The sequence below is a fragment of the Novipirellula aureliae genome, from assembly GCF_007860185.1.
Taxonomy (GTDB): Bacteria; Planctomycetota; Planctomycetia; order Pirellulales; family Pirellulaceae; genus Novipirellula_A; species Novipirellula_A aureliae.
The window spans coordinates 338,121-363,988 of the sequence record NZ_SJPY01000001.1 but is presented as its reverse complement, the minus strand read 5'-3'; the positions used below and the strand labels follow the sequence as shown (position 1 = coordinate 363,988).

Annotated in this window: 17 protein-coding genes; 9 read left to right on the top strand and 8 right to left on the bottom strand. The window is 53.1% G+C overall.

Features of this window, described 5'->3' with window-relative positions; translation table 11 throughout:
• Positions 1-127: 127 nt before the first annotated feature.
• Together nifH and Q31b_RS01470 are read right to left on the bottom strand one after the other, a co-directional pair.
• On the bottom strand, positions 128-961 hold the full coding sequence (nifH, locus tag Q31b_RS01475; protein ID WP_146597899.1) for a nitrogenase iron protein: 834 nt from the start codon (positions 959-961) through the stop codon (positions 128-130).
• A gap of 483 nt (positions 962-1,444) precedes the next feature.
• The gene (locus Q31b_RS01470) at positions 1,445-3,058 is read right to left on the bottom strand and encodes a sigma-54-dependent Fis family transcriptional regulator (RefSeq protein WP_146597898.1); all 1,614 of its coding nucleotides are present in this window, start codon (positions 3,056-3,058) and stop codon (positions 1,445-1,447) included.
• A gap of 308 nt (positions 3,059-3,366) precedes the next feature.
• On the opposite strand from Q31b_RS01470, the gene modA reads away from it, so the two are divergent.
• Positions 3,367-4,143: a molybdate ABC transporter substrate-binding protein gene (gene modA / locus Q31b_RS01465; protein ID WP_197170749.1), complete on the top strand. Its 777-nt coding sequence runs from the start codon at positions 3,367-3,369 to the stop codon at positions 4,141-4,143.
• 152 nt (positions 4,144-4,295) lie between these two features.
• Here the strand turns inward: modA and otnC are convergent, their stop codons facing one another.
• The 4 genes from otnC to Q31b_RS01440 are packed head-to-tail and all read right to left on the bottom strand — an operon-like array spanning position 4,296 to position 9,290.
• Positions 4,296-4,910, bottom strand: a complete 615-nt coding sequence (otnC, locus tag Q31b_RS01460) for a 3-oxo-tetronate 4-phosphate decarboxylase (RefSeq protein ID WP_146597896.1) — start codon at positions 4,908-4,910, stop codon at positions 4,296-4,298.
• Positions 4,907-6,157: a 3-oxo-tetronate kinase gene (gene otnK, locus Q31b_RS01455; RefSeq protein ID WP_146597895.1), complete on the bottom strand. Its 1,251-nt coding sequence runs from the start codon at positions 6,155-6,157 to the stop codon at positions 4,907-4,909. The genes otnC and otnK overlap by 4 nt, the downstream gene beginning before the upstream one ends.
• Complete coding sequence (locus Q31b_RS28780; protein ID WP_231617219.1) at positions 6,154-7,974, bottom strand: cyclase family protein; 1,821 nt, start codon at positions 7,972-7,974, stop codon at positions 6,154-6,156. Before Q31b_RS28780 ends, otnK begins: the two co-directional genes overlap by 4 nt.
• Positions 7,974-9,290: an MFS transporter gene (locus Q31b_RS01440; RefSeq protein ID WP_146597894.1), complete on the bottom strand. Its 1,317-nt coding sequence runs from the start codon at positions 9,288-9,290 to the stop codon at positions 7,974-7,976. The genes Q31b_RS28780 and Q31b_RS01440 overlap by 1 nt, the downstream gene beginning before the upstream one ends.
• Positions 9,291-9,427: 137 nt before the next feature.
• Between Q31b_RS01440 and Q31b_RS01435 the strand changes: the two genes are divergently transcribed.
• The 3 genes from Q31b_RS01435 to Q31b_RS01425 all read left to right on the top strand — a co-directional run bounded on the left by Q31b_RS01435 (position 9,428) and on the right by Q31b_RS01425 (position 12,789).
• Complete coding sequence (locus tag Q31b_RS01435; protein WP_146597893.1) at positions 9,428-10,345, top strand: LysR family transcriptional regulator; 918 nt, start codon at positions 9,428-9,430, stop codon at positions 10,343-10,345.
• 35 nt (positions 10,346-10,380) lie between these two features.
• Positions 10,381-11,772, top strand: a complete 1,392-nt coding sequence (locus tag Q31b_RS01430) for a hypothetical protein (RefSeq protein WP_197170747.1) — start codon at positions 10,381-10,383, stop codon at positions 11,770-11,772.
• A gap of 69 nt (positions 11,773-11,841) precedes the next feature.
• Positions 11,842-12,789: a SelL-related redox protein gene (locus Q31b_RS01425; RefSeq protein ID WP_146597892.1), complete on the top strand. Its 948-nt coding sequence runs from the start codon at positions 11,842-11,844 to the stop codon at positions 12,787-12,789.
• An 82-nt stretch (positions 12,790-12,871) separates the two neighbouring features.
• Here Q31b_RS01425 and Q31b_RS01420 read toward each other — a convergent pair whose 3' ends face one another.
• On the bottom strand, positions 12,872-13,912 hold the full coding sequence (locus tag Q31b_RS01420; RefSeq protein WP_146597891.1) for a Gfo/Idh/MocA family protein: 1,041 nt from the start codon (positions 13,910-13,912) through the stop codon (positions 12,872-12,874).
• Positions 13,913-14,124: 212 nt separating this feature from the next.
• Here Q31b_RS01420 and mfd point away from each other — a divergent pair, with 212 nt between their 5' ends.
• The gene (gene mfd, locus Q31b_RS01415) at positions 14,125-17,394 is read left to right on the top strand and encodes a transcription-repair coupling factor (protein ID WP_231617324.1); all 3,270 of its coding nucleotides are present in this window, start codon (positions 14,125-14,127) and stop codon (positions 17,392-17,394) included.
• A gap of 577 nt (positions 17,395-17,971) precedes the next feature.
• Here the strand turns inward: mfd and Q31b_RS01410 are convergent.
• Positions 17,972-19,354, bottom strand: coding sequence for a hypothetical protein (locus tag Q31b_RS01410; RefSeq protein WP_197170745.1), 1,383 nt, complete (start codon positions 19,352-19,354; stop codon positions 17,972-17,974).
• A gap of 88 nt (positions 19,355-19,442) precedes the next feature.
• On the opposite strand from Q31b_RS01410, the gene Q31b_RS01405 reads away from it, so the two are divergent.
• The 4 genes from Q31b_RS01405 to lpxC all read left to right on the top strand — a co-directional run bounded on the left by Q31b_RS01405 (position 19,443) and on the right by lpxC (position 25,840).
• On the top strand, positions 19,443-21,746 hold the full coding sequence (locus Q31b_RS01405) for an efflux RND transporter permease subunit (RefSeq protein ID WP_146597890.1): 2,304 nt from the start codon (positions 19,443-19,445) through the stop codon (positions 21,744-21,746).
• A gap of 84 nt (positions 21,747-21,830) precedes the next feature.
• Entirely contained in the window at positions 21,831-23,927 is a 2,097-nt protein-coding gene (locus Q31b_RS01400) for a M28 family peptidase (protein WP_197170744.1), read from the top strand.
• A 187-nt stretch (positions 23,928-24,114) separates the two neighbouring features.
• Complete coding sequence (locus Q31b_RS01395; protein WP_231617218.1) at positions 24,115-24,747, top strand: OmpH family outer membrane protein; 633 nt, start codon at positions 24,115-24,117, stop codon at positions 24,745-24,747.
• 25 nt (positions 24,748-24,772) lie between these two features.
• Positions 24,773-25,840 (top strand): UDP-3-O-acyl-N-acetylglucosamine deacetylase, encoded by a 1,068-nt coding sequence (gene lpxC / locus Q31b_RS01390; RefSeq protein ID WP_231617217.1) that lies wholly within the window; start codon positions 24,773-24,775, stop codon positions 25,838-25,840.
• Positions 25,841-25,868 lie beyond the last annotated feature (28 nt).

Below are 25,868 nucleotides of genomic sequence, written 5' to 3'. Positions count from 1 at the left end.
AAAAAGCTGACGCCTTCGGCTAATCGTTAAACGATTAAATCGACAGCCCGCTAGCCACGGTTCTGGTTTGTTGGTCGTGAGAACCGGGACTAACGCCTAAACGGCTAACGAGAGTGAGACTGCCTTGCTAGGCAACGCCTTCTAACAATCCGAATTCCATAAGCAACTCTTCGAGTTGTTCGACTTGCAATGGCTTTGGAACGACGAACATCTTGTTCGCATCAATATTGGCCGCGAGCGCTCGGTACTCGTCCGCTTGGGGGCAAGTCGAATTCCAATCGATCACCGTCATCTTGCGGATTTCCGCTCGTTGGACATCGTTGTCGCGAGGAACAAAATGGATCATTTGTGTGCCGAGCTTCTTGGCGAACTCTTCGATCATTTCCCTCTCGTTGTCAACATTTCGGCTGTTGCAAATCAAACCACCGAGACGCACGCCACCCGACTCCGCAAACTTCATAATCCCTTTGCAGATGTTGTTAGCCGCGTACATTGCCATCATTTCCCCTGAGCAAACGATGTAGATTTCTTGCGCCTTGCCTTCACGAATCGGCATCGCAAATCCACCACAAACCACGTCGCCAAGGACGTCGTAGAACGAGTAGTCGAGGTTTTCGCTTTCTTCGTACGCACCAAGTTGTTCAAGCATATTGATCGAAGTGATGATGCCACGACCGGCACAACCAACACCCGGTTCTGGGCCACCGGATTCGACGCACAAGCATTTTCCGAAACCTTCACGGCGGATGTCTTCGAGTTCAACGTCCTCGCCTTCTTCGCGAAGCGTATCGAGGACGCTCTTTTGAGATAGCCCGTGAAGTAGTAGTCGGGTGGAGTCCGCTTTTGGATCACACCCGACGACCATTACCTTCTTTCCCATTTCAGCCAGAGCGGCGACCGTGTTTTGAGTCGTCGTTGATTTGCCGATTCCACCTTTGCCATAAATTGCGATCTTACGCATCGTCTTGTTCCCTTTTTGTATCTGGAAATTTCGCGTCGCAAGAGCAACGCGTCTTGCAGAGCATGATCGTGTTGGTCAAGCGAAGGTCGTACCAAAAGTGTTTGGGGATACGCCAATCGATCGTTACGCAAACGCAAGTCATTGCATCAGAGACGTGTTTTTTCAAGGAAACGTCGAGCGCCAGTGCCATGCCAATGAAGTTGGGAATTCTTGGCTTTTCTCGGCGTCAGCTCCGTATGCTACGATGGCAAGCAGAGAGAGAAAGCGACAGGAATGTAGCCTTGCTGCGTGGTGTGAAAACGCTAAGGGCTAGAAACTTGCGATTGATCTTGTTTGCGGAAGACACGGCTCCCAAGACCAGCCCACCAAAGCAAAGTGACATAATTGTCGGCCGAAAGCAGAGAAGCGACAATATTGTTGCTTGGTTGCTAGAAATTGTTTTTGAAGCCACTTAAGCAATCGAGCGGAGGATTTGCCGCAACGTTATGCCTCTGAGTTCCAATCGATCCCCAAATTTTGCACCTTGTACCGAATCATTCTTGAGCTGATCCCTAGCTCTCGAGCCGCGGCGGCCATGTTGCCCTCCGATCGCTTTAGGGCATCACTGATCATGTCGCGTTCGAGCGCACGGACTCGCGTGCTTAACGAAAAACATACCGCTGTGCTGGTGGTCTTATCGTCCGGCATTCGGATCGTGGGTGGAAAATTGTGACTGTGAATCACTCCTTCTCGCGCTAGTAGCACGGCGTGTTCGATGCAGTTTTCAAGTTCGCGAACATTGCCGGGCCAATGGTACATCATCAAAGTATTGATCGCGGGTGTACTGATTCGTTTGATCGGTCGACCCATTTGCTTGGAAAATTTGGCGACGAAGTGATTGGCCAATAGCAGGATATCGTCAGGACGCTTGCGAAGTGGCGGCAAATGAATGGGGAAAACATTGATTCGATAGTACAAATCTTGGCGAAACCGTCCGGCGCGGACCGCTTCCTCTAAGTCCCGATTGGTTGCCGCGACAATCCTGACGTTGGCGTCGCGCGTGACACTACTACCCACGCGTTCATATTGGCGTTCCTGTAATACTCGCAATAGCTTTACTTGGATGATCGGCGAAAATTCACCCACCTCATCGAGGAACAATGTCCCGCCTTCGGCCTCTTCGATGCGACCATTTCGCTTCTGGACAGCTCCCGTGAAGGATCCCTTTTCGTGTCCGAATAGTTCACTTTCAAGCAGGTTTTCGTTGAGCGCCGCGCAGTTCACTTTGATGATTGGTTTCTTTGCTCGGCTGCTGGTGCAGTGAATCGCGGTCGCAACCAATTCTTTCCCCGTTCCCGATTCGCCGCGAATTAATACCGTTGTGTCGCTTGACGAAACCTGTTGAATTTGGGTGTAGAGCTGTCGCATCGGACTCGAGCTGCCAATCATGTTGCCCGGGCGAAACCGCTCACCCAGGGAATCTCGCAGCTCTAGATTTTGCAGTTCCAACATTTCACGCTCGAGCCGACGGGTTCGCCGGCCGTTGACATCGTATGCGATCATGCTAGCGACGATGCCGAGTGTCTCTGCTGCGCCTCGCAACTCATCTTCATCTCGGGACAGAACGTCCGCCGATAGCGTACCGAACGCTTCACCTTCGACAGAAATGGGAACGCAGATGAATGCGTGTGCGTCGAGATGTTGTGGCGTGCGTTGGTGAATCCGATTGCGAAAATTTGGGTCGTCCCCAATGGGACTAACAATTTCAGCTTGACCGGATTGCTGGACTCGGCCGATGACGCCCTCACCTCGTTCATACGCCAATTTTGTGTGGTTTCTCGTGCTTGGCTCCTTGGTGGCTTCGAGTTCGAGACGCAGCCCATCGACGGAAACCATCATCACCGTGACATGTATCATCCCTAAATGTTCTTCGATACAAGCGACGATTTCCAAAAGGGTTTGGTTTTGTCCCGGTCGCTCGGAGAGCAAACGAGCGATTTGGAGCAAGGCTTTGCGTTCGGCTTCGCGTCGATAGCGAAGTTCCGCGCATGATACGGCACTTGCCAAATCATCGTGCATCGGACAATCTTCACCTGCGCAATTTGTAAGCACTTCCATAGCAAGAGTTTCTGAGGAATATTGACAGAGTGTCGCGGACGGTCATTCGCGTCGAATTGAGAAACCCAACAAAACCGAGCAAAATCGCATCGACGGCAGTGAATTCGCAGTTGCCTAGATCTACTTGACCCGCGATACAAATCACTCATAAAGCGTAGGCTCTCATTGTCGTGGCAAGTCGTGTGCCGAGAGGCTGATGTCGGCACTTGATTTGCTTTGAAGCGGTGAAATAGACATGTTGCCACCGTCCCATTCTGACGTCCCATTCTGACACAACCTAGCGATGAGCATCTGATTCGATGACAGCAGTGAAACGATGTTTTGCGGGTGCGATGGTTGCGATTTTCTGTCTACTCGCTCTTGGGTGTGACCTAGCGGAAACGAACCGGTCCGAAGGCAACGAGATCATGGTGCTAGTGGCCGCAAGTACGAACGAGGCGATCAAACAGATCGCGTACCAATTTGAACTGCGAACGGGAGTCGGCGTCGTCATTAGTAGCGGGCCGTCCAATAATCTTGCTCGCCAAATTGTCACGGGGGCTCCGGTGGATGTTTTTGTTTCAGCGAATCAGCAATGGGCCGATGCAATTGTTCAATCCGAGCCTGTCGAAGAGAGCACCAATCTACTGACCAATCGTATCGTGTTGATAGTGCGCAAAGGAAACCCAGCAAACGTCAAACAACCGAGCGATTTGATGGCGAACAACATTCACCGAGTTGCAATCGCCGGGGAAAATGTGCCCGTCGGAATGTACGCGGAACAGGCTTTGCTAAAGCTTGGGATGTACGAACAGCTAACACACGAAAACAAATTCGCACGCGGCAGCGATGCACGAGTGACACTGACTTATGTGCAGCGAGGCGAAGCGGAAGCAGGGATTGTCTATGCAAGCGACGTAATAGGTGCTACCGACGTCGAAGTGGTTTACGAATTTGATCCTCAATCGCACGAAGCCATCGTCTATCCTTTGCTACTGCTAAAACGTGTGGCTATGAATCCATCGGCGAGAGAGTTTTACGAGTATCTAGAATCGGACGATGCCACGAAAGTATTCGAGGCGTACGGGTTTGTTTCGGCGAAATAGGAAACGGCAAGGGTCAATCAAGTCCTCGTCGCACAGATTGCTGGGCGAGTCTTGACAATCAATAACGGATTCTTACGCGTTGATGATGTTGACGCCGATTCGTAATCGGTTCGATCCATCCGTTGGGCGGCCTGAGTGAGAATCAAGAGACTCTACAGTTTCCCAGCCTGTTCGTCGGTAAGGTATCGAGTCGGTAAACCGCGAAGCATTAAGAACAACTTGGCTGTTTCCTCTAGTTCTTCGATTGCATACACGGCTTGATCCAAGTCGGTTGCCCCAATGACGGGGCCGTGGTTAGCCAACAACGCACCTCGCGATGACTTGGCTACCGATGCGACGGCTTCAGCCAATTGCTCATCACCAGGTGGAAAGAATGGAACGAGTGGTAGTTTTCCCACTCGCATTACAAAGTAAGCCGTGATTGGAGGGATGACGTTCTCAGGATCGATGTCTGCCAAACAACTGACAGCAACCGACCATGTCGAATGCAAATGGACGACGGCTTGTTCCTTTGAACGCGCGTTGTAATACGCCAAATGCAAAAACGACTCTTTCGAGGGTCGTTTGCCCGAGAGCAGATTTCCGACCGAGTCCAACCTCGAGATTTCATCGGGATCGAGTCTACCCAAACAGCAATTGGTTGGCGTTACCAAGATGCCATCGGGCAATCGGACGCTGATGTTGCCGGAACTGCCGGCCGTCAAGCCACGCTCATATAGCGATCGGCCATGTTCGGCCATCCGTTCGCGAAGTTCAGTTTCACTCATGGGGATGTCTCCAGTGCATCGAAGAAGAAACTCTTGCCACCAAAATTGCCAGATTTTAAAGCCAACGAAATGGTAGGCTCGCCGATCGAGGTTACCCATGGCACGCCGGGTGCGATCTCGCGTCCAATCCGTACAGCGGGAATCTTCAGCGCAGCGACGACCGTTCCAGAGGTTTCACCGCCAGCGACGATGAGACGCGTGATCCCTTGCTCTCGGAGGCCAACGGAGATCAATGCGAAAATCGCTTCGGTTCTCTCGGCCGCCTCTCGCTCGCCCCACTGCTGGCGAGCCGCATCGACCGCTTGCGAATTCTCAGCCGAACTGATCAAAACCACGGGCGGCTGATCGCCTTGGCGATTCCAATGATTTGAACACCATTTCAGTGCCATGCCAGCGATTGATTCGATGTTGGCGGTATCGGCAACGTTGAGGTGCAAAACCGGATGCGTTTGCTCAAACTCGGCGACCTGTGTGCGAGTCGCATCGGAACAACTGCCCGCCAGTATTACGCAGGGACCCTTGTCGTGATCCGTCGATCGTGTCTCCGTCGGTCCGCCAGAGCAGCGGATTTGGGCGGCGTCGGCCCAGTAGCGAGCGATTGCAGAACCACCCGTTAACAACCGCTCCGAGCTGGCGATATCAGCAACGGCACGCAGATCATCATCCGTGATCGCATCAACAATGATCCGCGATGCATTCGGATTGGCAGATTTGCCGTGAGTCGAGAGCCAACCGACCGAATGAGATGTCTGAGCCTGCAAGACTCGCACGAGGTTACTGTCAGTCATCGGGTTGAGCGGATGGTTACGCATCCCGCTTTCGCTGAGTGGCACGCCGTCGACAAACAAATGACCGCAGTGAACGGTGCGTCCATTCTCAGGAAAGGCCGGACAGAACATCAACCGGTCCACGTCAAGTGCGGTGCCCAATGCGTCAGCAACGGGTCCGATATTGCCTTGCTTGGTTGAATCAAAGGTCGAGCAGTACTTGAAGAAAAATCGATCCCCACCCCATGATTGAAGAAACCGTAGTGCCGACAACGATTCGTCAACCGCTTCCGGCGCGGGAATCGACCGTGACTTCAGCGCCACCACAACGGCATCCGCATCACTCAGGTTCTGGCCGCTAGCCAATTCGGGAACCCCGAAGCACTGAACCACTCGACGCCCGCTACGAACTAGCATCGAACATAAATCGGTCGCTCCGGTGTAATCGTCTGCAATACATCCGAGTCTCTGCGACGTCATCCCGATACCTCGTCGTTCACGATTGCGATCGCGCGTACGGGACACCCATCACCGCCAACGATGTTCAGAGGAACCGCGATGAATTGAAACTCGGATGGTGGTAGTTGATCTAAATTGACCAAGCCTTCTACGATCGTGACTCCACCACGAAACAGTGTTTGATGCACGTCGGTCAATTCGACCTTGTTGTTGACATCCGCAACGGAAGGTGGCTCGACTCCGATCAGCGCCACTTGTTTCTCAACAAGCCAATGTGCCAACTCGATCGAGATTCGTGGTAGCTCGTCACGGTAGGCAGAGGTGCCGAAACGACGATGCCAATCCGTTCGAAAAATCAAACGATCGTCTGGGAAAACGTCGCCGATCGAGTCGATGACATCGGCAACGGAGATCAAGTGGCGCGGGGGGGTATCAGCCAGATTCACCAACCGGGCCGCACCCGAGCAGACCGACAAATCGAGGGCATCGAGCGTTTTACCGTTTGGTAGAAAATGCCGTGGTGCATCGATGTGCGTGCCGCAGTGCGAATAGAGGGACAGCGTCGTCGCATTCCAACCGTCCTTCTCGATCGTTTTGCACGGTTCCACCTGAACGCCAGGCACGGTGCTCGTCAATGGGCGAGTGAGGTCAATCACGCGGCCAAGCCGAGCAGCACCGCTTTCCTGAGTCGTTTGGGCGTTAGCTCCGGTTTTCACATCAAGATCATCGGCGCTATGGCTAATGCCAAAACGGCTAACAACGGGTCGATGACGTTGTGCCGATTCGTAGGCCGCTTCGACCACTAACAGCGTTTTTTGGTATTCATCCGCCGAGGTTTCGCAGGCGACTCGGTTATCGAGAACGTCTAAGAAATGCTCTTGGCATGCCAGCACACAATCGCCTGCAAAGCCATGCCGCGAAGGCGTGTAGGCGTGTTGGTACGCTGGCTTTCCGAGTGGATCAATCGTGATCGTTCCATCGGTTGCCAACGAAATCGTGCCTCCATCGGCCTCGACTTGGAACTGACCAAACGTGTATCTCGGATCGTGACCGGCATCGCTACCACTGAATTCGTTGTAGCGATTTGCATCCCAGATCGCCGTCACTCCCTTTTCCATTTGCAGCGTCAACACGCAAGCATCCTCGCCGACAATGACGTCATTGATGCGGCGGGTTGTTGCGGAACACTCGGTCACTTCGCCAGCCAAAAATCGAAAGGTGTCGATAAAATGCACACCCGTTTCGTGGATCAGCAATCGCGGCATCGTACGGAAATAAGGTTGACGACCTAGATAGGCGTCTGGCCCCCAACCGTCTCCCATCCGTGTTCGCATCGTCATCGTGTGTACTCGGTGACCGATTACCCCTTTAGCGAGCAATCGCTTGATTTCACGATACCAAGGCTGGAAACGAAAGTTTTCGTGAACCATGAATGGGGCATCGGCCGATCGCACCCGATCCAAAATCTTGGTTGCCTCGGCAAAGTCGTTTGCCAAAGGTTTCTGGCAAATGATTGGTAATCGGCGTGGCACGACTTGCTGAATCAATTCGAATCGGTTTGTCGGTCCCGTCGCAACATCAATGAAATCGATGTCGGGCAAAGCGAGAGCTTCGGCGATGTCGGTCACGGATCGCTCGATGCCGTATTTTTTCGCAGCGGCGTTTGCCTTGGTTGCATCCAGATCGCAAACCGCCACGATGTTCGCCCGTTTACACCGTTGCCAAGCATCCAAATGGAAATCGCTAAAGTAGCCTGCCCCGATCAACAACCCGCGCCGGTTCGCTGGTTCTCGCTGGTTTTCGATTGACGGCGAAGGTGATTCAAGCGAAGCATTCATCAAGCAGACTCCTGTAGCGGCACGGTCGGATCGATACGAAACCACATGCCAATCGCGAGCAAGTTTAATACTGCCGCGATGTAGAAAAAGGGAAGTGGAGAACCGGTCCACTCCAGCAGATAAGGAAACGCAAGCGACGTGACGAAGGCGCCAACGTTTCCGGCCATATTCATCATCCCCGAGACCACACCCGCCCGCGATTTCCCAATATCCACGCACGTGCTCCAGGAGGGGGACAGCGTCATGTCGGCACCAAAGATGCACAAACTAAACCACATCGACGACGATAGTGGCGTGGATGCATAGGCGCTGCCGACGATCCCGATTCCCGCCAACGCAAAGCCGGTTGCTGCAGGCAATCGACGTGACAAACGCCATTTGTCTTGAGAGTACAAACGATCGACCCACCAACCGGCCGCCCAATTGCCAAACGCGCCAAACATCATCGGCACCGCGGTAAACAAACTGGCCTGCATCCCAGTCAATCCATAACGCGTCATCAATTGTGGGAAAAACCACGTCAAACCGAAGAAGAAAATAAAGTTAGAAGCGAAGTACTGCAAACACAAAGCACGAACATTGCCCGAGCGAAGGATCGTTTTCAGCAAAGACTCGGCATCGGTCGCTGGCGTCGTCAATGAATCCGATGCCGGATTCGATGCCGGGTCCGATGCCGGATTCGTTACTGGCGAGTCGCTTTGCCGATTGGCCAAAATGTATTCACTCTCCCTCTCACTAAGCCATTTTGCGTCCGCGGGGTCATCGCGAAAGTAAAGCAACCAAGCAACGGACCAAATGAACCCGACAATCATCAAGATTACAAACGTTGGACGCCAACCAAATTGGGCAATCAAACCGGCGACGAGCGGCAACGTTACGGCAGCACCAATCCTTGATCCGGAGAAATTGATCCCCTGGACCAGTCCCCGTTCCTGCATGGGAATCCACGAGTACATCGCCCGTGCCATGCCTGGAAACGCACCTGCCTCGCCCGCGCCGAATAAAAATCGGATGACGAGCATTGACGCCAAGGAACCGGCTGCCGCCGTCAGTCCTGTAAAGACAGACCAAATGGCCACAATGCTTGCCAAAACACGCCGTGGACCAAAGCGATCCGCAAGGGAACCGGCGGGGGTTTGGAACAACGCATAGCCGAGCGAGAAGGCGGCAAAGACCCAGCCCATCTGTTGATCGCTGAGCGACAAATCACGTGTCACGTCCTGTTTGGCTGCCGAGATGCAGACGCGATCAACGTACAGCAATACGGACAACATGAACGTTGCCGCAACCAAAATCGCTCGCGCGGGAATTCGCATCCGGTAGGCCTTGCAAAGGAAGGAAGTGCATTGTTGCAACCGTGACTAATAAATCATCCAGGCTAGAATGTAACAGCGACAAGTCAGCGGTTCCATTGTATAATATCGTTCTTTCATTCGAAACTACCTAATGAACGATGCCAGAGCTGAATCACCTTCGAGCCGATTCGTTGACAATCCAGCAAATTAGTACGTTTTGTCGTGTCTATGAGCATGGTAGCTATGCAGGTGCCGCAGAGGAACTTGGTTTGGCCACGCCGACCATTTGGGAACAGGTAAAAACGCTCGAGAAAATTTATCAAACCAAATTGTTTGCGCGTTCGGGTCGCAGTATCGTTTCCACCCTTAGCGGTGACGCACTTTACGAAATGCTGCGCCCGTTGTTGGCCAATGTCGCATCAACCTTTGACCGTTTAGCAGAACAAGCCGACCAATCCGCGACACACATCCGCTTGGTAACCGGATCGCGGATGATGATGGAAGAGCTCGGTACGCCCCTAGCTCGATTCCAGAAGGAGTACCCAAATGCGACCATGCGTTTACGAACCGCCGACAATGCGACGGCCCAGCGACTCATACTCGACGGGCACGCTGATTTGGCATTGCTAATTGAACCCCCAAAGAATTTGATTGCGGAGGGGATCGATTATCAATCCTTGTACCCGCTTGAGTACTTGGCTGCTTTGCCGCCGCGTCACCGCTTGATTCGTCATTCCCAGTTGACGCTTGAAGACCTTCAAGGCGAGCCGTTGATTGTGGGTAGCTCACAAACGATCGGGCGTCAGCAGTTCGAGCAGGCACATTTTCGTTTGGGGCTCAGCTATCCTCTGCGAATCGTAGCGGAGACCGACAACAGTGCGATCACGATCGCTTGCGTCCGAGCGGGTCTAGGGGTCGGCATCATCGCCAGCCATGCGGCGGGGCATTTAACTCGAGCGGTCAAAACCCGCTCACTGGCGCACCAATTGGGTCAAGTCAACGTGGTCGCTGCTTTCCGCAAAGGACGCCAATTAACCAATGCCCTACAAACGCTCGTGGACCTGATTCGCGGTTGAGCCGTTGGAGTCCAGGCTATCGCCGATGTCGTCGCATGAAACTTCCTTCCGTCGAGCTTGTCTCGGCGGAGAAGACGACGGGTGGCTACCAAGTTGTGACTCCCTGCCTATACAGCATTCAAGCCGATACGACCTCAATTGAACTCGCTAGCGTTTTGGTGTGCCCTTTTCAGAAAAAATCCCTGGTTACCGCTCTTTTCACCACGAGGTCATTTTTGTTAATCAGTGACTTCTTACAAGAAGATCCTTCTTTCCTAGACTGGAAAAGACAAATGCTCTCAACGTCACGTCACCCTTCGTGGTTACCAAAATTTGTTTTCTCCTCCTTACTCGCTGTTGCGGTTTGCGGAGCGTGCTTCAGCGACTCCGTGGATGCGGGACCACCCGATCTGCTTCGTATGTTCCGGTCGACACCGAGTGTTGAAGCGGACGTAGACGCGGATTACGAACTGACGCTAGAAGATGGGCCGTGGTTGATCTTGGCTTCGACTTGTGTGGGTGAGGGAGCTCGGGATCGCGCCCATCGATTGGCCTTAGAAATTCGCAGTGAACTGGGATTACCCGCATTTATTTACCGCGAAAAATTCGATTTTACGGGTACGGTCGACACGGACCGCCGATCACGCCACCAACGGTATGCGAACCCTTATCAGTACGAGGCCTACGCGGTACTCGTCGGTGAATACGATCGTGTCGAGAATGAGAGTATTGATCATGATTTGCAAATTCTAAAAACGGCAAAATTGCCGGTCTTTCAAGACAAAGAAGAAATAGCAAAGGAGACCAGTGGTATCAATCCGGTGACCAGTGTGAAAGCGATGAGCCGCAAACTATTGTCCATTCGCCGTGACAAAACGCTCGGACCGATGGCTAATGCGTTCGTGACGCGAAACCCAATGCTGCCGGAAGAGTACTTCAATGCACCTCAGGTGGATTCATTTGTTCGTCAGCTGAATGAAGGCAAGGAATACAACTTGTTGACCTGTCCAGGAAAATACACGGTTGTCGTTGCTACCTTTGAAGGTTTGGGAACGATTGTCGATGGTCACAAAGAGAAAGAATTTGAGCCCAGCGGGAAACGCTTGGACAAGTTCGCTGCCGACGCAGACAAAATGGTGAAAAAACTACGAAGCGACGGAGTCGAAGCGTACCAATTTCATGATCGCACGCGATCGTTGGTGACCGTAGGTAGTTTCGACGTGCTAGGACGCGAACTGCCCGACAAGCGTTTCGAATACGCCCGCGATGTGCGCCAAACGATTGAAAAATATCGTGCGTTCAATGAGCGTTACGCTCGACCGATGGGCCAAAAAGGGATTGCAGCAAACCATGCAGCTATGATCCCGTTCGACATCAATCCATCGCCGATTGCTGTTCCCAAAACAAGCAAGCGAAGCCTTTATAACGGTGCGTTCGGAATGCGCTAGCCCGGATGATTCATCCGGGCTAGGGACGAAAGCCTTCGGCCAGACACTTCCTAATCGAGCTTCACATCCATGCAAACCGAATCCTACCGACCTTGGATGAAATGGGTGCTGATTGCCGCAGCGAGCTACAATTTGTGTTGGGGCGGTTGGGTGGTATTGTTTCCCGATCAGCTGTTCGAATTAACTGGCATCGCCACACCTTTGTATCCAGGCATTTGGCAATGCGTTGGGATGATCGTTGGTGTTTACGGAATCGGCTATGGGATTGCGGCGTTCGACCCACTAAGGCATTGGCCCATCGTTTTGGTTGGTTTTTTGGGCAAGCTTTTTGGCCCGATTGGGATGCTTTGGAACGTGCTGATGATCGATCCGTCCACCCCAGGCCGGTTGCCGGGCGAATGGTTGTGGCTCAGCTTGAGCAACGATTTGATCTGGATCATTCCATTTGCTGGCATCTTGCTGGCCGCAATGCGTAACGACAGTGCACCGATGGAGGATAGCGTGCCGATGACGATTGCCGAAGCCAACCAAGCGTTTTTATCTCAGCATGGCAAGACGCTAAGCGAACTGAATCGTGACCGACCAGCGCTATTGGTATTTTTGCGTCACAGCGGGTGTACGTTTTGCCGCGAAGCGTTGGCCGACATTGAGGTTCGTCGAGACAAGATTGAGCAATCTGCCAATATCGTGCTCGTCCACATGGGCGCCGAAAACGCAGAAACGCATAAGTATTTCACCAGCTACTCGCTTGGTGATGTCGACCGCATCAGTGACCCGACTCGCAAGCTCTATCGCAGTTATCACTTACGCCGCGGCGCGGTGCGAGAATTGTTGGGGCCCTCGGTCTGGTGGCGAGGTTTTTGGGTTGCGATTGTCAACCGTCATGGGGTGGGCAAACTCGGTGGTGATGGCTTCCAGATGCCTGGAGCGTTCGTGATTTTTGGAGACAAGATCGTCAAATCATTCCGGCACCAAACCGCTGCCGAGCGACCCGATTACTGTGAATTGGTCAGGTAGTGGATCTTGTTAAAGATCCTGGCACATGTGGATCTCTAACAAAATCCACGACACAACGCTGGTTCTTATCCATGACAGGCGACTAAAGTTCAATCACTTGCCCGCTTTTTGCACTCTGGTAGATCGCTTCGATCACTTCGATACTGCGTCGGCCCTCATGGCCATCGATTGCGGGAGCGCGTTTTTCATCGATCGCGGCGACAAACTCTTCGAACAACATTGTGTGACCGTGGTGCCCGATGGCCGACGGATCCGCCGCACCACCACCGGTCTCCGTTTTACCGATCATTGTGTCTCGGATGTGTTGATCGTTTTCGTGCTCGTGAGCGAATTGCCACATTTTGATATCTTCTTCTTCGATGATCGCGGTCCCGAGACTACCGCTGATTTCAATCCGTTTGAGCGTCCCTGGAAAAGCGGTTGTCGTCGCTTCAATCACCCCGAGCGCACCGTTGGCGAACCGCAGCGTTGCGACGGCGATATCCTCAACCTCGATTCGCTCGTGCGTCGCGGTCGTTGTCATCGCGCTGATTTCCTTGACATCGCCCATCAACCATAGCAAAAGATCGACGCTATGGACCGCTTGGTTCATCAGCGCCCCGCCGCCATCGAGAGCCCAAGTGCCACGCCAAGCCCCGCTGTCATAATACTCTTGGGTGCGGAACCATTTCACGTAGGCGTCACCCATGGTGATCGTTCCGAAGCGCCCTTCATCGACCGCTTTTTTGACGATTTGACTCGATTTGTGGAAACGGCTTTGAAAGGTGACCGCTAGCCGTACGTCCGATTTTTCGCAGGCCTGGATAATCTTGTCGCAGCGTTCGGTGGTGATTTCCAGCGGTTTTTCGACGAAGACATGCTTACCCGCTTGTGCCGCCTCAACGGCCGGGTCCATATGAACGCCGCTGGGGGTGCAGATTGAAACCGCATCAATCGCTGGATCGGCCAGCATCTCGGCCAGGGTATTGTAGGCTTTGCACCCGTTCTTTTCAGCAAAGTTCTTTGCCAAATCAGGACTACGATCGACACCGCCGATCAATTCGGCCCCGTTCGCGTCGGCGATCGCCTTTGCGTGAAATCCAGCAATCATTCCGCAACCAACCACGCCAATTCCAATCGCCATTTTCTCTTTCTCCGCTCATTGCGTATTTGTCAAACCGGTGTATCCAAGTTTGACTCTTTACGATACTTTTTTTAGATGCCTTTGGGAAGTGTTCTAACTTGACAACCCCCGACCACGTTATCGGTAACGTTTTGGCTGATGCTGTCACGACCACTCGTACCGCCGCTGGCGGACTCGCTGATCTGGCTCGTTTACTTGACGAGACCTGCGGGATTTCTGCGCAAATAAGTCCGCATCTCACGAAAAAAAGGACGAAACGTACCAAACCGTTGGTATTCGATAATGTTTGGGGACCGCTGCGCGGACTGCTTGCTGCAACGCTTGCTCGGCACGTTTCAAATTTGCTGGTGATTGTCCCACAGGCCGCCGACGCGGATATCGTCGCGGGTGACGCGATCGAGTTCGGACTGCAAAACTCGATCTCCTTGCCGCTTTCTTCGGGGGGATCCTCCTCGGGACGTCACCATCACCGTGACGCCGAGTTTGCCGAGCGACTTCAAGTACTGCAGCGTTTGGAAGCTCGCAAGCTTCGTAGCGAGAATGCTCTCTCAAACGAGATCGGCGATGGTGGATTAGACAATGGGCCACTCTTGGTCACCGCCTTCGTGGGCGGAGCGATGCAGCGAGTGCCGTCACGTAACCGGCTCGACCAAGCGACTCGCATCTTTCAAGTCGGCGAGCAGATCGAACCTGAATCGATTCGCCGTTGGTTAGCCGAAGCGGGTTTCGCCGCGACGACGGCCGTCCAATTTCCGGGCGAGTTTGCTTCGCGCGGTGGTATTTTGGACATCTATTCCGCCGATCAAGCCAACCCCCTGAGAATCGAATGGTTTGGTGATGAGATCGAATCGATTCGACGTTTCGATCTCGCGAGCCAACGCAGTGTCGAATCGGTCTCGGAAGTCGAGTTGACGGCGATTGGCGGTGAAGATGCCGAAGCCATCGTTGGCAACCAAACCGAAGCGTTCGGAAGTCTCTGTGAATACTTGCCTGCCGACACGCTGGTCGTCTTCGTCGATCCTCAAGACTGTGAAGCGTCCGCCGCGGCGATCCATCGGCGCAGCGGTGATGATCCGCGGTTCATGAACTACCGTGAGCTAGGCGAGTCGTTTTCCGCCTTCCCAATCGTCCACGCCAGTTCGCTAAGCGAATCGACTGGCCGCAAAGTTATCCGAATCGAAGCGGTCACCGCCGACAACTTTGCCGTTCATCTCGATGAGACTTGCACGCGAATCGATACCGTCGCCGACAACCACCAAATCATTTTGGTTGGCGATACCGCGGCGGACAGTGAACGGTTGTCAGAACTACTTCGTGACACCAAAGCGGCTCGCCAAGGCCGGCTACATTTAACGGTCGCAGAATTAAGCGGTGGCTTCCGACTGAGCTCTTCCAAGGTCTTGGTGTTAACGGGCGCAGAACTGTTTCATCGCAGTCCCGTTCGTCGTGGACGCACGCGGGCACGCGGGAAACCAATTGACAGTTTTCTGCAACTTGAAGCTGGCGACCTTGTCGTCCACCTGTCGCATGGCATCGGACTCTACCGTGGGCTGCAAAGCATTGAAAAAAACGGCCAGCATTTAGAACACTTGACGATCGAGTTCGACGGAGGAACAAAGATCTATGTCCCCGCGTCCCGAATCGGCTTGATTCAACGCTACGTTGGTGGCACAAAAACAACGCCGCGATTGGCAAAGATCGGTGGTCAATCGTGGGCGAAACAACGCAAAGCAGCCGAGTCGGCTGTTACCGATATGGCGTCGGAGTTACTCGAGATGCAGGCGGAACGGACATCCCGGCAAGGCATCGCATTCGATCCGGACAATGCTTGGCAGCGGCAATTCGACGCCAGTTTTCCCTATCTCGAAACGCCCGATCAACTAACGGCGATCGAGGCCAGCAAGATCGATATGGAATTGCCCAAACCGATGGATCGACTGATCTGCGGTGATGTCGGTTTTGGCAAGACCGAGGTCGCGATGCGTGCCGCTTTCAAGGCCGTTACGAGTGGCCATCAAGTCGCCGTGCTCGTGCCCACCACGGTCCTGGCCGAACAGCACTACCATAGTTTTTGCACCCGAATGGCCGAGTTTCCTGTTGAAATTGCCAAACTAAGCCGCTTCTGCTCCGCGGCCCAGCAGCGGCAAACCGTCAAGGATATCGGCCGCGGCAAAGTTGACATCGTCGTTGGGACCCATCGTTTGGCTAGTCACGATGTGAAGTTTTCAAATCTGGGGTTGGTCGTTGTCGACGAGGAACAGCGGTTTGGGGTCGCCGTCAAAGAACGACTGAAAACGCTGCACAGTACCGTCGATGTGATGACGCTGTCAGCGACCCCGATTCCCCGGACGCTTCACATGGCGTTGGTCGGCGTTCGTGACATCAGCAACTTGGAAACACCGCCGTCGGAACGCATGGCAGTGGAGACCAACGTCACTCGCTGGGATGACCAAACGATTCGTAGCGCCATCGTGCGTGAGTTGAATCGCGGCGGGCAAATCTATTTTGTCCATAATCGAATCGGTGATATGCACACCATCGCCGACAAGATTCGTCGTATCGTTCCCGAGGTTCGCATTGGCATCGGGCATGGCCAGATGGGCGAAGGGGAATTGGAGCAGGTGATGGTTGACTTTATCGAGCATAAGTTCGACTTGTTACTGGCGACCACGATCATCGAAAGTGGCTTGGACATCCCCAATGCCAACACGATCTTTATCGACGATGCGGATCGATATGGGCTCAGTGATTTACACCAACTCCGTGGGCGTGTTGGTCGCTACAAGCATCAAGCGTATTGCTACATGATGGTTGCTCAGCACAAGCATTTGTCGCCCGAGGCGTCGAAGCGGCTCCGGGCAATCGAAGAGTTCAGCCACATGGGGGCTGGTTTTGCGATTTCAATGCGAGACTTGGAAATCCGCGGTGCGGGGAATTTGCTCGGCAGCCAACAAAGCGGTCATATCGCAGCCGTCGGATACGAAATGTATTGTCAACTTCTCGAAGACGCTGTCAGACAGCTGCAGAAATTGCCACCGAAATTGTCGGCCGATGTCGATATCGACTTGCCGGTCGAAGCGTATTTGCCAGACGACTATGTTCCCGATTTACGACACAAAATCGACTTGTACCGCCGCATTGCCAAGATCAATGAAGCGAGCGAGATCAAAGCAGTACGTATGGAACTGAAGGACCGCTTCGGTAAGTTGCCGGCCCCCGCCAAACGGATTCTCGAGTTTGCCGAGCTGAGACTGGATGCGGCAGCCTGGCAGATTGCTGCGATCACCAGTGATGCCCGATTCATTGTGTTGCATTACACCGATCGCCACCGCATCAATCAATTGGTGCGTCACACGACGATCCCGATCCGGATCGTCGACAATCGGAAGGCGTACATTCCGACCAAGGATTACGATATGAACGTTGATACAGCCGGAACCAGTTGGCTGCAATTGGCCCGAGCGGCACTGCATTTGGGGTAGAAAATCCGGCTGATTTTCCACGAGGTATGGATGACCAGGATTCGCCGAGAGTGGAGGGAGTTTCGAGAGGCATGAATCGGCCAAAGCCTGGACTCCAACATTTAAGTCCACGACATTCGAGACAAGCAAACGAAATGCTTTTTTAAATCGCCGACCAACGGAAAGACTCGCCCTACCCGTTTTGCGAATATGCCTCTCCATGCAACCATCCCCATTGCATGAATTTGCGAAATACGGGGCTGCACTCGGCGTCATCGTTTCCATGTTCGCTTACGCGTTCTTGATGATCGTAAGGACATAGCCACTACCAACTCTCCTGAAATCAACAAGTATCACGTCGAAGGTCAGAGAGAGTTGGTTCGAAAGGGGACCGCTAATCTTCGCTAAAGAACGCCTACAAATGGGTTGGGAAAAGAACAAATCGCAAGGGAACAAGCGGTTGGGTTGCACCGCGATTTGAAATTCATTTTTTAGGAATCGACTGGATTTCGAGTTTTCCGTTAAGCATCTTCAATGCTGATGGGCGTGATGGGATGCATCTTCTTGGTGTATGGGCTCGGCCGGGGGGCGAAATGCGTCACTCCCAATCGCAATGGGATTTGGACTGGTTGCCTTTGCGCTGCTGTACGCCATCCGAATGCGGGTATGGCTGCGGAGCGTTGGGGACGTCGCTTAAAGGCTCATTTTTCCCACCTACTCTTTCTCGGCGTGACAGCAGACTGGCGGCGACGATGGCTATCGCGGTCGTTGCCGGAGCACGCATCCGCATGTTGCTCCAGTACACCGCATGGACGCCAGACAACGTAAACACTAGCGCTGCCATCGGTAGCCACGGCGATCGTAGTAGCTGTCTTCTTAGTCGATAGCCGCCGATGAGTACGGCAACGAGTAAGGCCGTGTAGTAAATCGTAACGAAGATAATGGGAACCCACGAACGGTCGGCGGTGTGATGCGGCATCGGGCTCCATAGCCGCGCCACTCGTACCACAGAGGACCAAGCGAACATCGCTGGTTGAGTTTGAATCGTCTGTTTGGCCGCTTCGTAGGCAACCCGGTCTTGTTCGACCTCGCCCAAGTCTCCGGCGGGAGCGTAAGCTTTGAAGAAGGCTTCAGCGTCCCAAGTGGTCCCGAACGATCCATGACGCAAGTAATCGTAGAAGGACGGATTGTTGGCCAACAGTAACGTGTAACCGCCATGTGTGGTCGCCCAAATCGGATGCCCGAGAACTCGAACGTTTCGGGACGTCCATAAGCCGACGGCTAATATCAGTACCGTTGCGGTGGACAGGCAGAGCAGACCTCTTTTCAAACGACTTGCTTCGATTCCGACCAAGATCATGGGGAGTAAGAGCACCGCCCAAACCAGGAAGGTGGGTCGGCAAAGGTAGGCAAGAGACAACAGCAGGCCAAAAACAACAGCCTTTGCAACGGTCGGGCAGCGTGTAAAATGGCAAGCCCAAAACCAAATCACGCCGCTGGCGATCGCTGCGGCAATCGTTTCGGTCATTACAAGCGTCGATTGCTGCAAAAGGATGGGGTCGACGATTACCAGAATCGATGCCACGATAGAGGGCCAGCCGATTTTGCCTCCATCGATCAGCTTTTGACTGGTTCGTAAAGTGAACCATACCGTCGCAATCGCCAACACCAGATGAAAGAGGGCGACGGCGGCATGGTTTAACGTTCCATCGGTTACCAATAACGAGAGCAAAAAAGGATAGAGCGGAGGACGAAATGCGGTTGGATTGACCGAATCGGGGTCATCCGCAACCATCAGACCAAACGTTTGCTGAGCCTGGATCGTTTCAGCGATTTTCGCATAAGCATCGGGATCTTGTTCGAAATGGTCGAACTGAGCCCAAAGCACAAGGCCGCGAACCATCACGGTGGCGAACAAGACGGCGATGACGATCCATTTTGGATCTCGCCAGCGACGATGATTCCCAGCATTCCCATCCATCCCATCGATTCCCAACGGTCACACCATTTCCAAACACGTTTTACCCAAGTCCGACTTACGCAGTCGCATCGAGACGCTTAGATTAACGTTGGCAGAAAAGCTCGTCCACTATCGGATCGTTTTGATGGTTCTGGGGCTTCTTGTGTTCTTTGGGGCGTGGCCAATCGCTTCACAATTGACGTTTGATCGGACGATCGCGACGATGTTTCCGTCCGACGATCCCACACTGCTCGATTATCAGTCGCTGCAAGATGCGTTTGGCGGTAACGTTGTGGTCATGATCGTCTACCATGACGATGACTTGATGTCAGATGCTGGGTTATCGCGTAGTAAGGCTCTGTCGGCAGCGATTGGTGAAGTCGAAGGTGTCGATGGAGTCTTATCGCCATCGGTTTTGAACGACTTAGTCGCTATGATGCGTCCCGTACGTTTTTTTACCGATCGCTCGAGTGAACCAGCGTTGGCTCGCCGAGGGGATAGGGTTGCTCGAGGTATCGATCTCGTCTTCTCTGGGTACACTCATTCGCTCGACCACGATTTTGCTGCAGTCGTCGCATTGCTCAAGCCGGAACACCCGCCTGAAACGATTGAACAATTGCGAGAGATCGCAAGCGGGCTTCGTGACCGTTTTGACGGAAAAGTGGGCCAGGGCTATTTGGTGGGTGAGCCAGTTTTGATCAATGATGCGTTCGATTTGGTCGAACGGGATGGCCGTCGTTTGGCGACGATCACGTTGGGGTTACTTAGCATCGTGGTACTGATCAGTCTGTTGGATTTCCGTTTCGTTCTACTGACGGTCGGAATCGTTGGATGGTCGGTCGTGGTGGCCGAAGCGATCTCCGTGATGGTAGGCATTCATCGTTCGTTGGTGTCGACGATCATGACGGCCATTGTGACCGTGGTCGCGGTCGCCGCAATTCTGCATTTAGGAGTCCGGTATCAAAACCATCGGCGAACCGGTTTGTCCAAAATTGAAGCCTGCAATCGTTCGTTGTCCACGTTGATCGTACCGATCTTTTGGACTTGCATGACGGACGCAGCCGGTTTCGCGGCACTGGGGTGGTCACGCATTTTGCCCGTGCGTCAGTTCGGAGCGATGATTGCGATCGCATCAATCGCCGTGTTTGCAGCCGTATTGCTCTTCGCAGCTTTTGTCATGATGTTGCCCGAGCTGCGGATTGCGGAGCCCTTACAGCGAATTCAAAACCGAGTAACGGTGCGCGTAAGTCGAGGGTGTACGGTGCTAGCGAGAGGTTTTGTTTCCTACCGCAAAACCGCAACGTTGGCCGCAATCGGGTTGATGATGGTGTCGGTCTATGGAACTTGGCAAGCGCGGGCGGAAACCAGTTTTTTGAATAACTTTCGTGCTGACAGTCCGATCGTTGAAGCGTACAACCAAGTCGAAACGAATTTGGGCGGGGCAGGCATTTGGGATGTGGTTTTGCCCGCGCCACGCAAATTGTCAAATGAATACATTCGGCAAGTGATCGAGCTGGAGAAAAAACTCCGCGCGGTCGAGGTCGATGGAACGAAGTTGACCAAGGTGCTCAGTTTGGCGGATGCCGACTACGTTGCATCGCTAGCACCACTGCTGCGGTTCACGCCCTCTGCGGAACGCCTGTCAGCGATGAAAGAGACGATACCCGTGTTCTTCGAAGCACTGTTGACGACCGATCCAAATCTACCAAGACAGATGCGAATCATGCTGCGAAGTCAAGAACAACTACCTGCTGAGGTCAAATCGGCGTTGATTGCACAGGTACAAATGGCCGCGGCGGAGCATGTTCGGTCCGATGAGTGGAAAGCAGTCTTCGGCGAGTCCGATCGAGTGGATGCTCCGAAAGTAACCGGCTATTATGTGATCATGTCGCAATTGGTAGGACAATTGATAGGGGACCAATGGCGATGCTTGGCAGCGGCGGGGGGGTTGGTTTGGCTATTGTTGTGGTTGGCGACCGGTTCGCTTCGATTGTCGATCGCAGCACTGCTGCCCAATCTATTGCCTGCTTTTATTGTCTTGGCCGCGGCGGGGTTTCTCGATGGTAAGATCAACATGGGGGCAACCATGATTGCTGCGGTTTCGATTGGGCTGACGATTGACGGGTCTGTCCATTTGTTGGCGAATTACCGGCGTTTGCGGCACCGCGGGCACCGAGTCGATCTCGCGGTCAGCCATGCGGCAGGGAATGTTGGTATCCCTGTGATTCTCGCAACCATCGCGTTGGTTGTCGGGTTTAGTATCTTGTCATCAAGCGAATTTGTACCTACCGCAACCTTCGGTATACTGATTGCTGCAACTTTATGTATCGGGACGGTGGTGAATTTGACGCTGCTGCCTGCCTGCGTGGCGTTGATGATGCGTTCGGATGAAACGCTGTCGTCTAGGCTTTAGCCGACGTCACGCGGTTCACGGATGTCGCCGAAAGACTATACTCCAATAAATGCTTATCCAATAAATGCTTACGGGATAATTTCTATGCGTACGATTGTTTTCTGCCTACTGATTCTACAAATATCGTTCGCATCGGCAGAGCGTCCGTTGTCGGCGAAGCCCGAGCTGTCTTGGCAGCTCCGTCAGCGTGCTGACTTGGAGTATTTGGCGAGTGAGGAACTTCGCGGACGGGGGGTCCAGGACGAATCGATCGACTTGGCGGCGGAGTTCATTGCCAACCGGTTCACTGAAATTGGACTCAATACAGCCTTGTTTGACGGCCAGCCGTTTCAAACGCTCGAGGTGCCGATCGGTGCGCGAGCTGGCGCGGTCGAGGAAAACTTTGTGCGTTTGCAAATCGACTCGCCGAACATAACCAACTTGGACATCACCGAAAGTCTCAATTCAGGCATGAACCCGTTGGCGATTGGTTCCAGTAAAGGAAAGGCGAGTGGCGAATTGGCTTTTGTCGGTTATGGAATCACCGCCCCGAATTTGAATTACGATGACTACGCGAATCTGAACGTCCGTGGAAAAGTGGTCATTGTCTTGCGAAAAGAGCCGGGGGCGAACGACCCCGAGAGCTGTTTTGATGGAGTCAACTCGACCGATCACGCCTTTTTTCAAACGAAGATCAAGAACGCAATCCGTCATGGGGCAGTGGCTGTTTTATTGGTCAACGATCCCGATAGTATCGCCAAAAATGTGCTGGCTGCTGAGGATCAACTGCAACGAGAATCCGCTCGAGTTGAGCAGCTGAAACAACAGCTCGCCGATTTGCCAAAGGGTGCGGTGAACCTGCATGAACACCTGCTCAAACGGATCGAACAAGCCACGGCGATTCGTGAAGGACGACTCCATGAACGACGCATTAGCGAACGCGGTGTTCTAGCGGTTGGCGAAGCAGGAGGTAGCACGGTTACCGTAGCGATCGAACGCGATGATGACAGCAAACAAACACAGGACAGCAAACGAACACAGGACAGCAAACAAACAAAGTCGATCCCCGTGATCTCGATCGCTCGTGATACGGTCGATCGACTCTTGACTCAAACGATGAACATGACGGTAGCGGAAATCGAGGCCAAAATCGATGACAAAATTGGCGATAACTATCCACCGCAGAGTTCTCTGCTCGATGGCGTCCACGTTGACATTAGCGTCGAATTGAAAGCGGCCAATTCGCGAACGTCAAACGTGATCGCTGAATTACCCGGTCGTGGATTGCTAGCAAACGAAACGATTGTTTTAGGGGCACACTACGACCATGTTGGGATGGGGGGGTATGCATCGTTGGCTCCGGGGACGGTGGCGGTTCACAACGGGGCGGACGACAATGCCAGTGGCACGGTGGCGATGATGGCGGCGGCGAAGTTGGTAACGGAGCAACTTCGCGAGGTCGAATCGCATCGACGAGTGGTATTTATTGCATTTACAGCCGAGGAGCGGGGACTTTTGGGGAGCAAGCATTATGTTCGCTATCCAAGATTTTCGCTGGAATCGACGATTGCAATGATCAATTTGGATATGGTGGGGCGACTTCGTGATAACGAATTGACCGTTTACGGCACGGGTAGTGGTTCGGATTTGGAATCGATGGTGGATCAAACGAACGAACGGTATCGGTTTCAGCTCAACAAAGTCGCGACAGGCTATGGTCCGAGCGATCATCAATCCTTTTACGAAGCGGGAATCCCTGTTTTGTTCTTCTTTACAGGTCTTCACAATGATTACCATCGCCCAAGTGATGATTTTTCGAAAATCGATTACGGCGGCTTAACCCGAATAACCGATATGGTTTGTGATGTCGCTTGTCAATTGGCAATGCAATCGGAACGTCCGACTTATGCGGAAACAGAAAAACGCGTTACCATTCGCCGCCAATTGACGGTGTTTATGGGCGTGCAGCTTATCGAACAGGACGATCATGTGGTCATCGCTGCCGTTTCGCCGGATGGGCCTGCCGAAGAGGCTGGTTTGCGTGCTGGCGATCGCTTCGATCGACTGGGCAAACAAGTGATGAAGACGCAAACGGATTTGATGGACGCTCTGCGCCGATACAATCCTGGCGATGATGTAAAGGTCCGAGTGACGCGGCAAACCGAACGGATCGAAGCGACGGTTCGGTTGGAAGCAAAATAATTGAAAAAAATGGTCGACGGTTCGCAAGAATGGTCAAATTAGTCTTTACGGCTAATCGAACTGGTGACACAATTCGAAACGAACAGTTCCAAAAGAGGATTCAGGGTTGAATTCGTGGAACACTTGACATTCGTTTACTCGAGCGTCAAGCGAACATTAGCGCACCTACAACGCAAGGAGAGCGGACGTGCGATTTATCTGCAAAACGGCCATGTTAGTGGCCATCATGAGCATGACGAGCGTGGTCCCCGGAAAAGCTTCGGCTCAGGAGGCATCACCTTCGGCCGGTCATCGCGTGGCGGTTGTCGATGTAGCTTACATCTTCAAGAATCACCCCGGCATTAAAGCTCAGGTTCAATCGGTCGAAGGCGACCTAAAGACTTACGACGGTCAACTACAAGGCAAACGCGAAGAGTTGAAGCAAGCCGCCGAAATGCTGAAGACATTCAAAGTCGGTTCACCTGAATACACTTCGCAGGAAGAGAAGGTTGCTTCGATGGAATCGAAGCTACGTCTCGACATGGCTCGCAAACGTAAAGAGCTAGCCGACGCCGAAGCTCGGATCTATTACGAAAACTATCAACGCATCGCAGCTGGTGTGAAGTTTTTGGCTCAGCACTACAAGATCAACATGGTCCTTCGTTACAACAGCGAAGAGATGGACTTGGAGAAGGGCGAATCGGTTATCCGTGGCGTGATGAAGAACATCGTTTACCATGACGATGCACTCGACATGACCAAGGGCGTGATGCAGTACCTCGACCAATCGATGGCCAAGGAGCAAACAGCCGCGCGTCCAACCGCTGGCCAAACCCGCTAGAGTAGCCGAGTCTCACCGAGACTCGATGGAAGGACTCAGTAGCGGACAAGCGTCAAGCGTTTCGTTCTCGCTGGAAAACGAAAGTCTTGACGATTTCCGCTACGAAATCCGTCTCGGAGAGACGGATCTACTTAACGAACGTTCCAAACACAATCATCACATGGATGTGGTGGTTTTATCGGAAGGGAGACCGAGCGTGACCCCTTCACGCAACGAACACACCATCGCGGTATCGTGCGAAGTCCGTGGCCAAGGCTATTGGAGTGGACGCGACGTCTGCGTTATGATGAATCCAGCCCCGGCTGGAACCGGAATCTGCTTGATTCGAACGGATCTGGAATCGGCACCTCGTTGCCAAGCAACCGTTGCCAATCGCCATGATGCAAATCTGAGAACAAATTTGCAAAACGGTGAAGCAAGATTCGAAATGGTGGAACATTTGATGGCTGCGTTCGTCGGCTTGGAAATCGATAATTGCTATGTCGAAATCGATGCCGAAGAACTCCCTGGACTTGACGGCAGTAGTGCTGCGTATGTCGAATCGCTGCGTCATGCGGGATTGATTATCCAGTCTCCGGCAAAGCGTCGACTCGTCGTTCGCGAACGTCTCTACGCCTCGGCTGGCACCTCTTGGATTGAGATCACGCCATCTCCCGATGGTGCGGTCTCCTACGAGTATCGCCTCAGCTTTGACGATCAAACTCCGATTCCGCCTCAAAGTTTCTCCCTACGCATGAGCCCGCATCGGTTCATCCGTGAAGTCGCTCCAGCGCGAACGTTTGTGACCGAAGAGCAAGCGATGACACTGCGAAGTCAAGGCATCGCGTCCCACGTCACCAACCAAGACCTGTTGATTGTTGGGAAAAATGGTCCGATCGAAAACTCGTACCGTTATCCCGAAGAATGTGCCCGCCACAAGCTACTCGACTTGATTGGCGACTTGGCACTTACCAACGTCGAAGTGGTCGGGAACATTGTTTCTTACCGCGGCGGACATAGTTTAAATGGCCGAATGGCTCAGCAGATTGCTGACTTGGCGGCTGCACAGATTCCCCTAACCGTTTCAGCAGACACTCTTCGCAAAGCAGCGTAGCCAAATGAAATAGAGAATCAGGTCCCTT

What these genes read in the sequence shown, in the direction of transcription:
- Q31b_RS01425 (WP_146597892.1), top strand. Translation starts at nt 11,842, where the DNA reads ATGCAAACCGAATCCTACCGACCTTGGATGAAATGGGTGCTGATTGCC.
- Q31b_RS01470 (WP_146597898.1), bottom strand. Translation starts at nt 3,058, where the DNA reads ATGGAAGTGCTTACAAATTGCGCAGGTGAAGATTGTCCGATGCACGAT.
- Q31b_RS01410 (WP_197170745.1), bottom strand. Translation starts at nt 19,354, where the DNA reads ATGGATGGGAATGCTGGGAATCATCGTCGCTGGCGAGATCCAAAATGG.
- Q31b_RS01400 (WP_197170744.1), top strand. Translation starts at nt 21,831, where the DNA reads ATGCGTACGATTGTTTTCTGCCTACTGATTCTACAAATATCGTTCGCA.
- lpxC (WP_231617217.1), top strand. Translation starts at nt 24,773, where the DNA reads ATGGAAGGACTCAGTAGCGGACAAGCGTCAAGCGTTTCGTTCTCGCTG.
- otnC (WP_146597896.1), bottom strand. Translation starts at nt 4,910, where the DNA reads ATGAGTGAAACTGAACTTCGCGAACGGATGGCCGAACATGGCCGATCG.
- Q31b_RS01420 (WP_146597891.1), bottom strand. Translation starts at nt 13,912, where the DNA reads ATGGCGATTGGAATTGGCGTGGTTGGTTGCGGAATGATTGCTGGATTT.
- Q31b_RS28780 (WP_231617219.1), bottom strand. Translation starts at nt 7,974, where the DNA reads ATGAATGCTTCGCTTGAATCACCTTCGCCGTCAATCGAAAACCAGCGA.
- Q31b_RS01440 (WP_146597894.1), bottom strand. Translation starts at nt 9,290, where the DNA reads ATGCGAATTCCCGCGCGAGCGATTTTGGTTGCGGCAACGTTCATGTTG.
- otnK (WP_146597895.1), bottom strand. Translation starts at nt 6,157, where the DNA reads ATGACGTCGCAGAGACTCGGATGTATTGCAGACGATTACACCGGAGCG.
- Q31b_RS01430 (WP_197170747.1), top strand. Translation starts at nt 10,381, where the DNA reads ATGAAACTTCCTTCCGTCGAGCTTGTCTCGGCGGAGAAGACGACGGGT.
- nifH (WP_146597899.1), bottom strand. Translation starts at nt 961, where the DNA reads ATGCGTAAGATCGCAATTTATGGCAAAGGTGGAATCGGCAAATCAACG.
- Q31b_RS01435 (WP_146597893.1), top strand. Translation starts at nt 9,428, where the DNA reads ATGCCAGAGCTGAATCACCTTCGAGCCGATTCGTTGACAATCCAGCAA.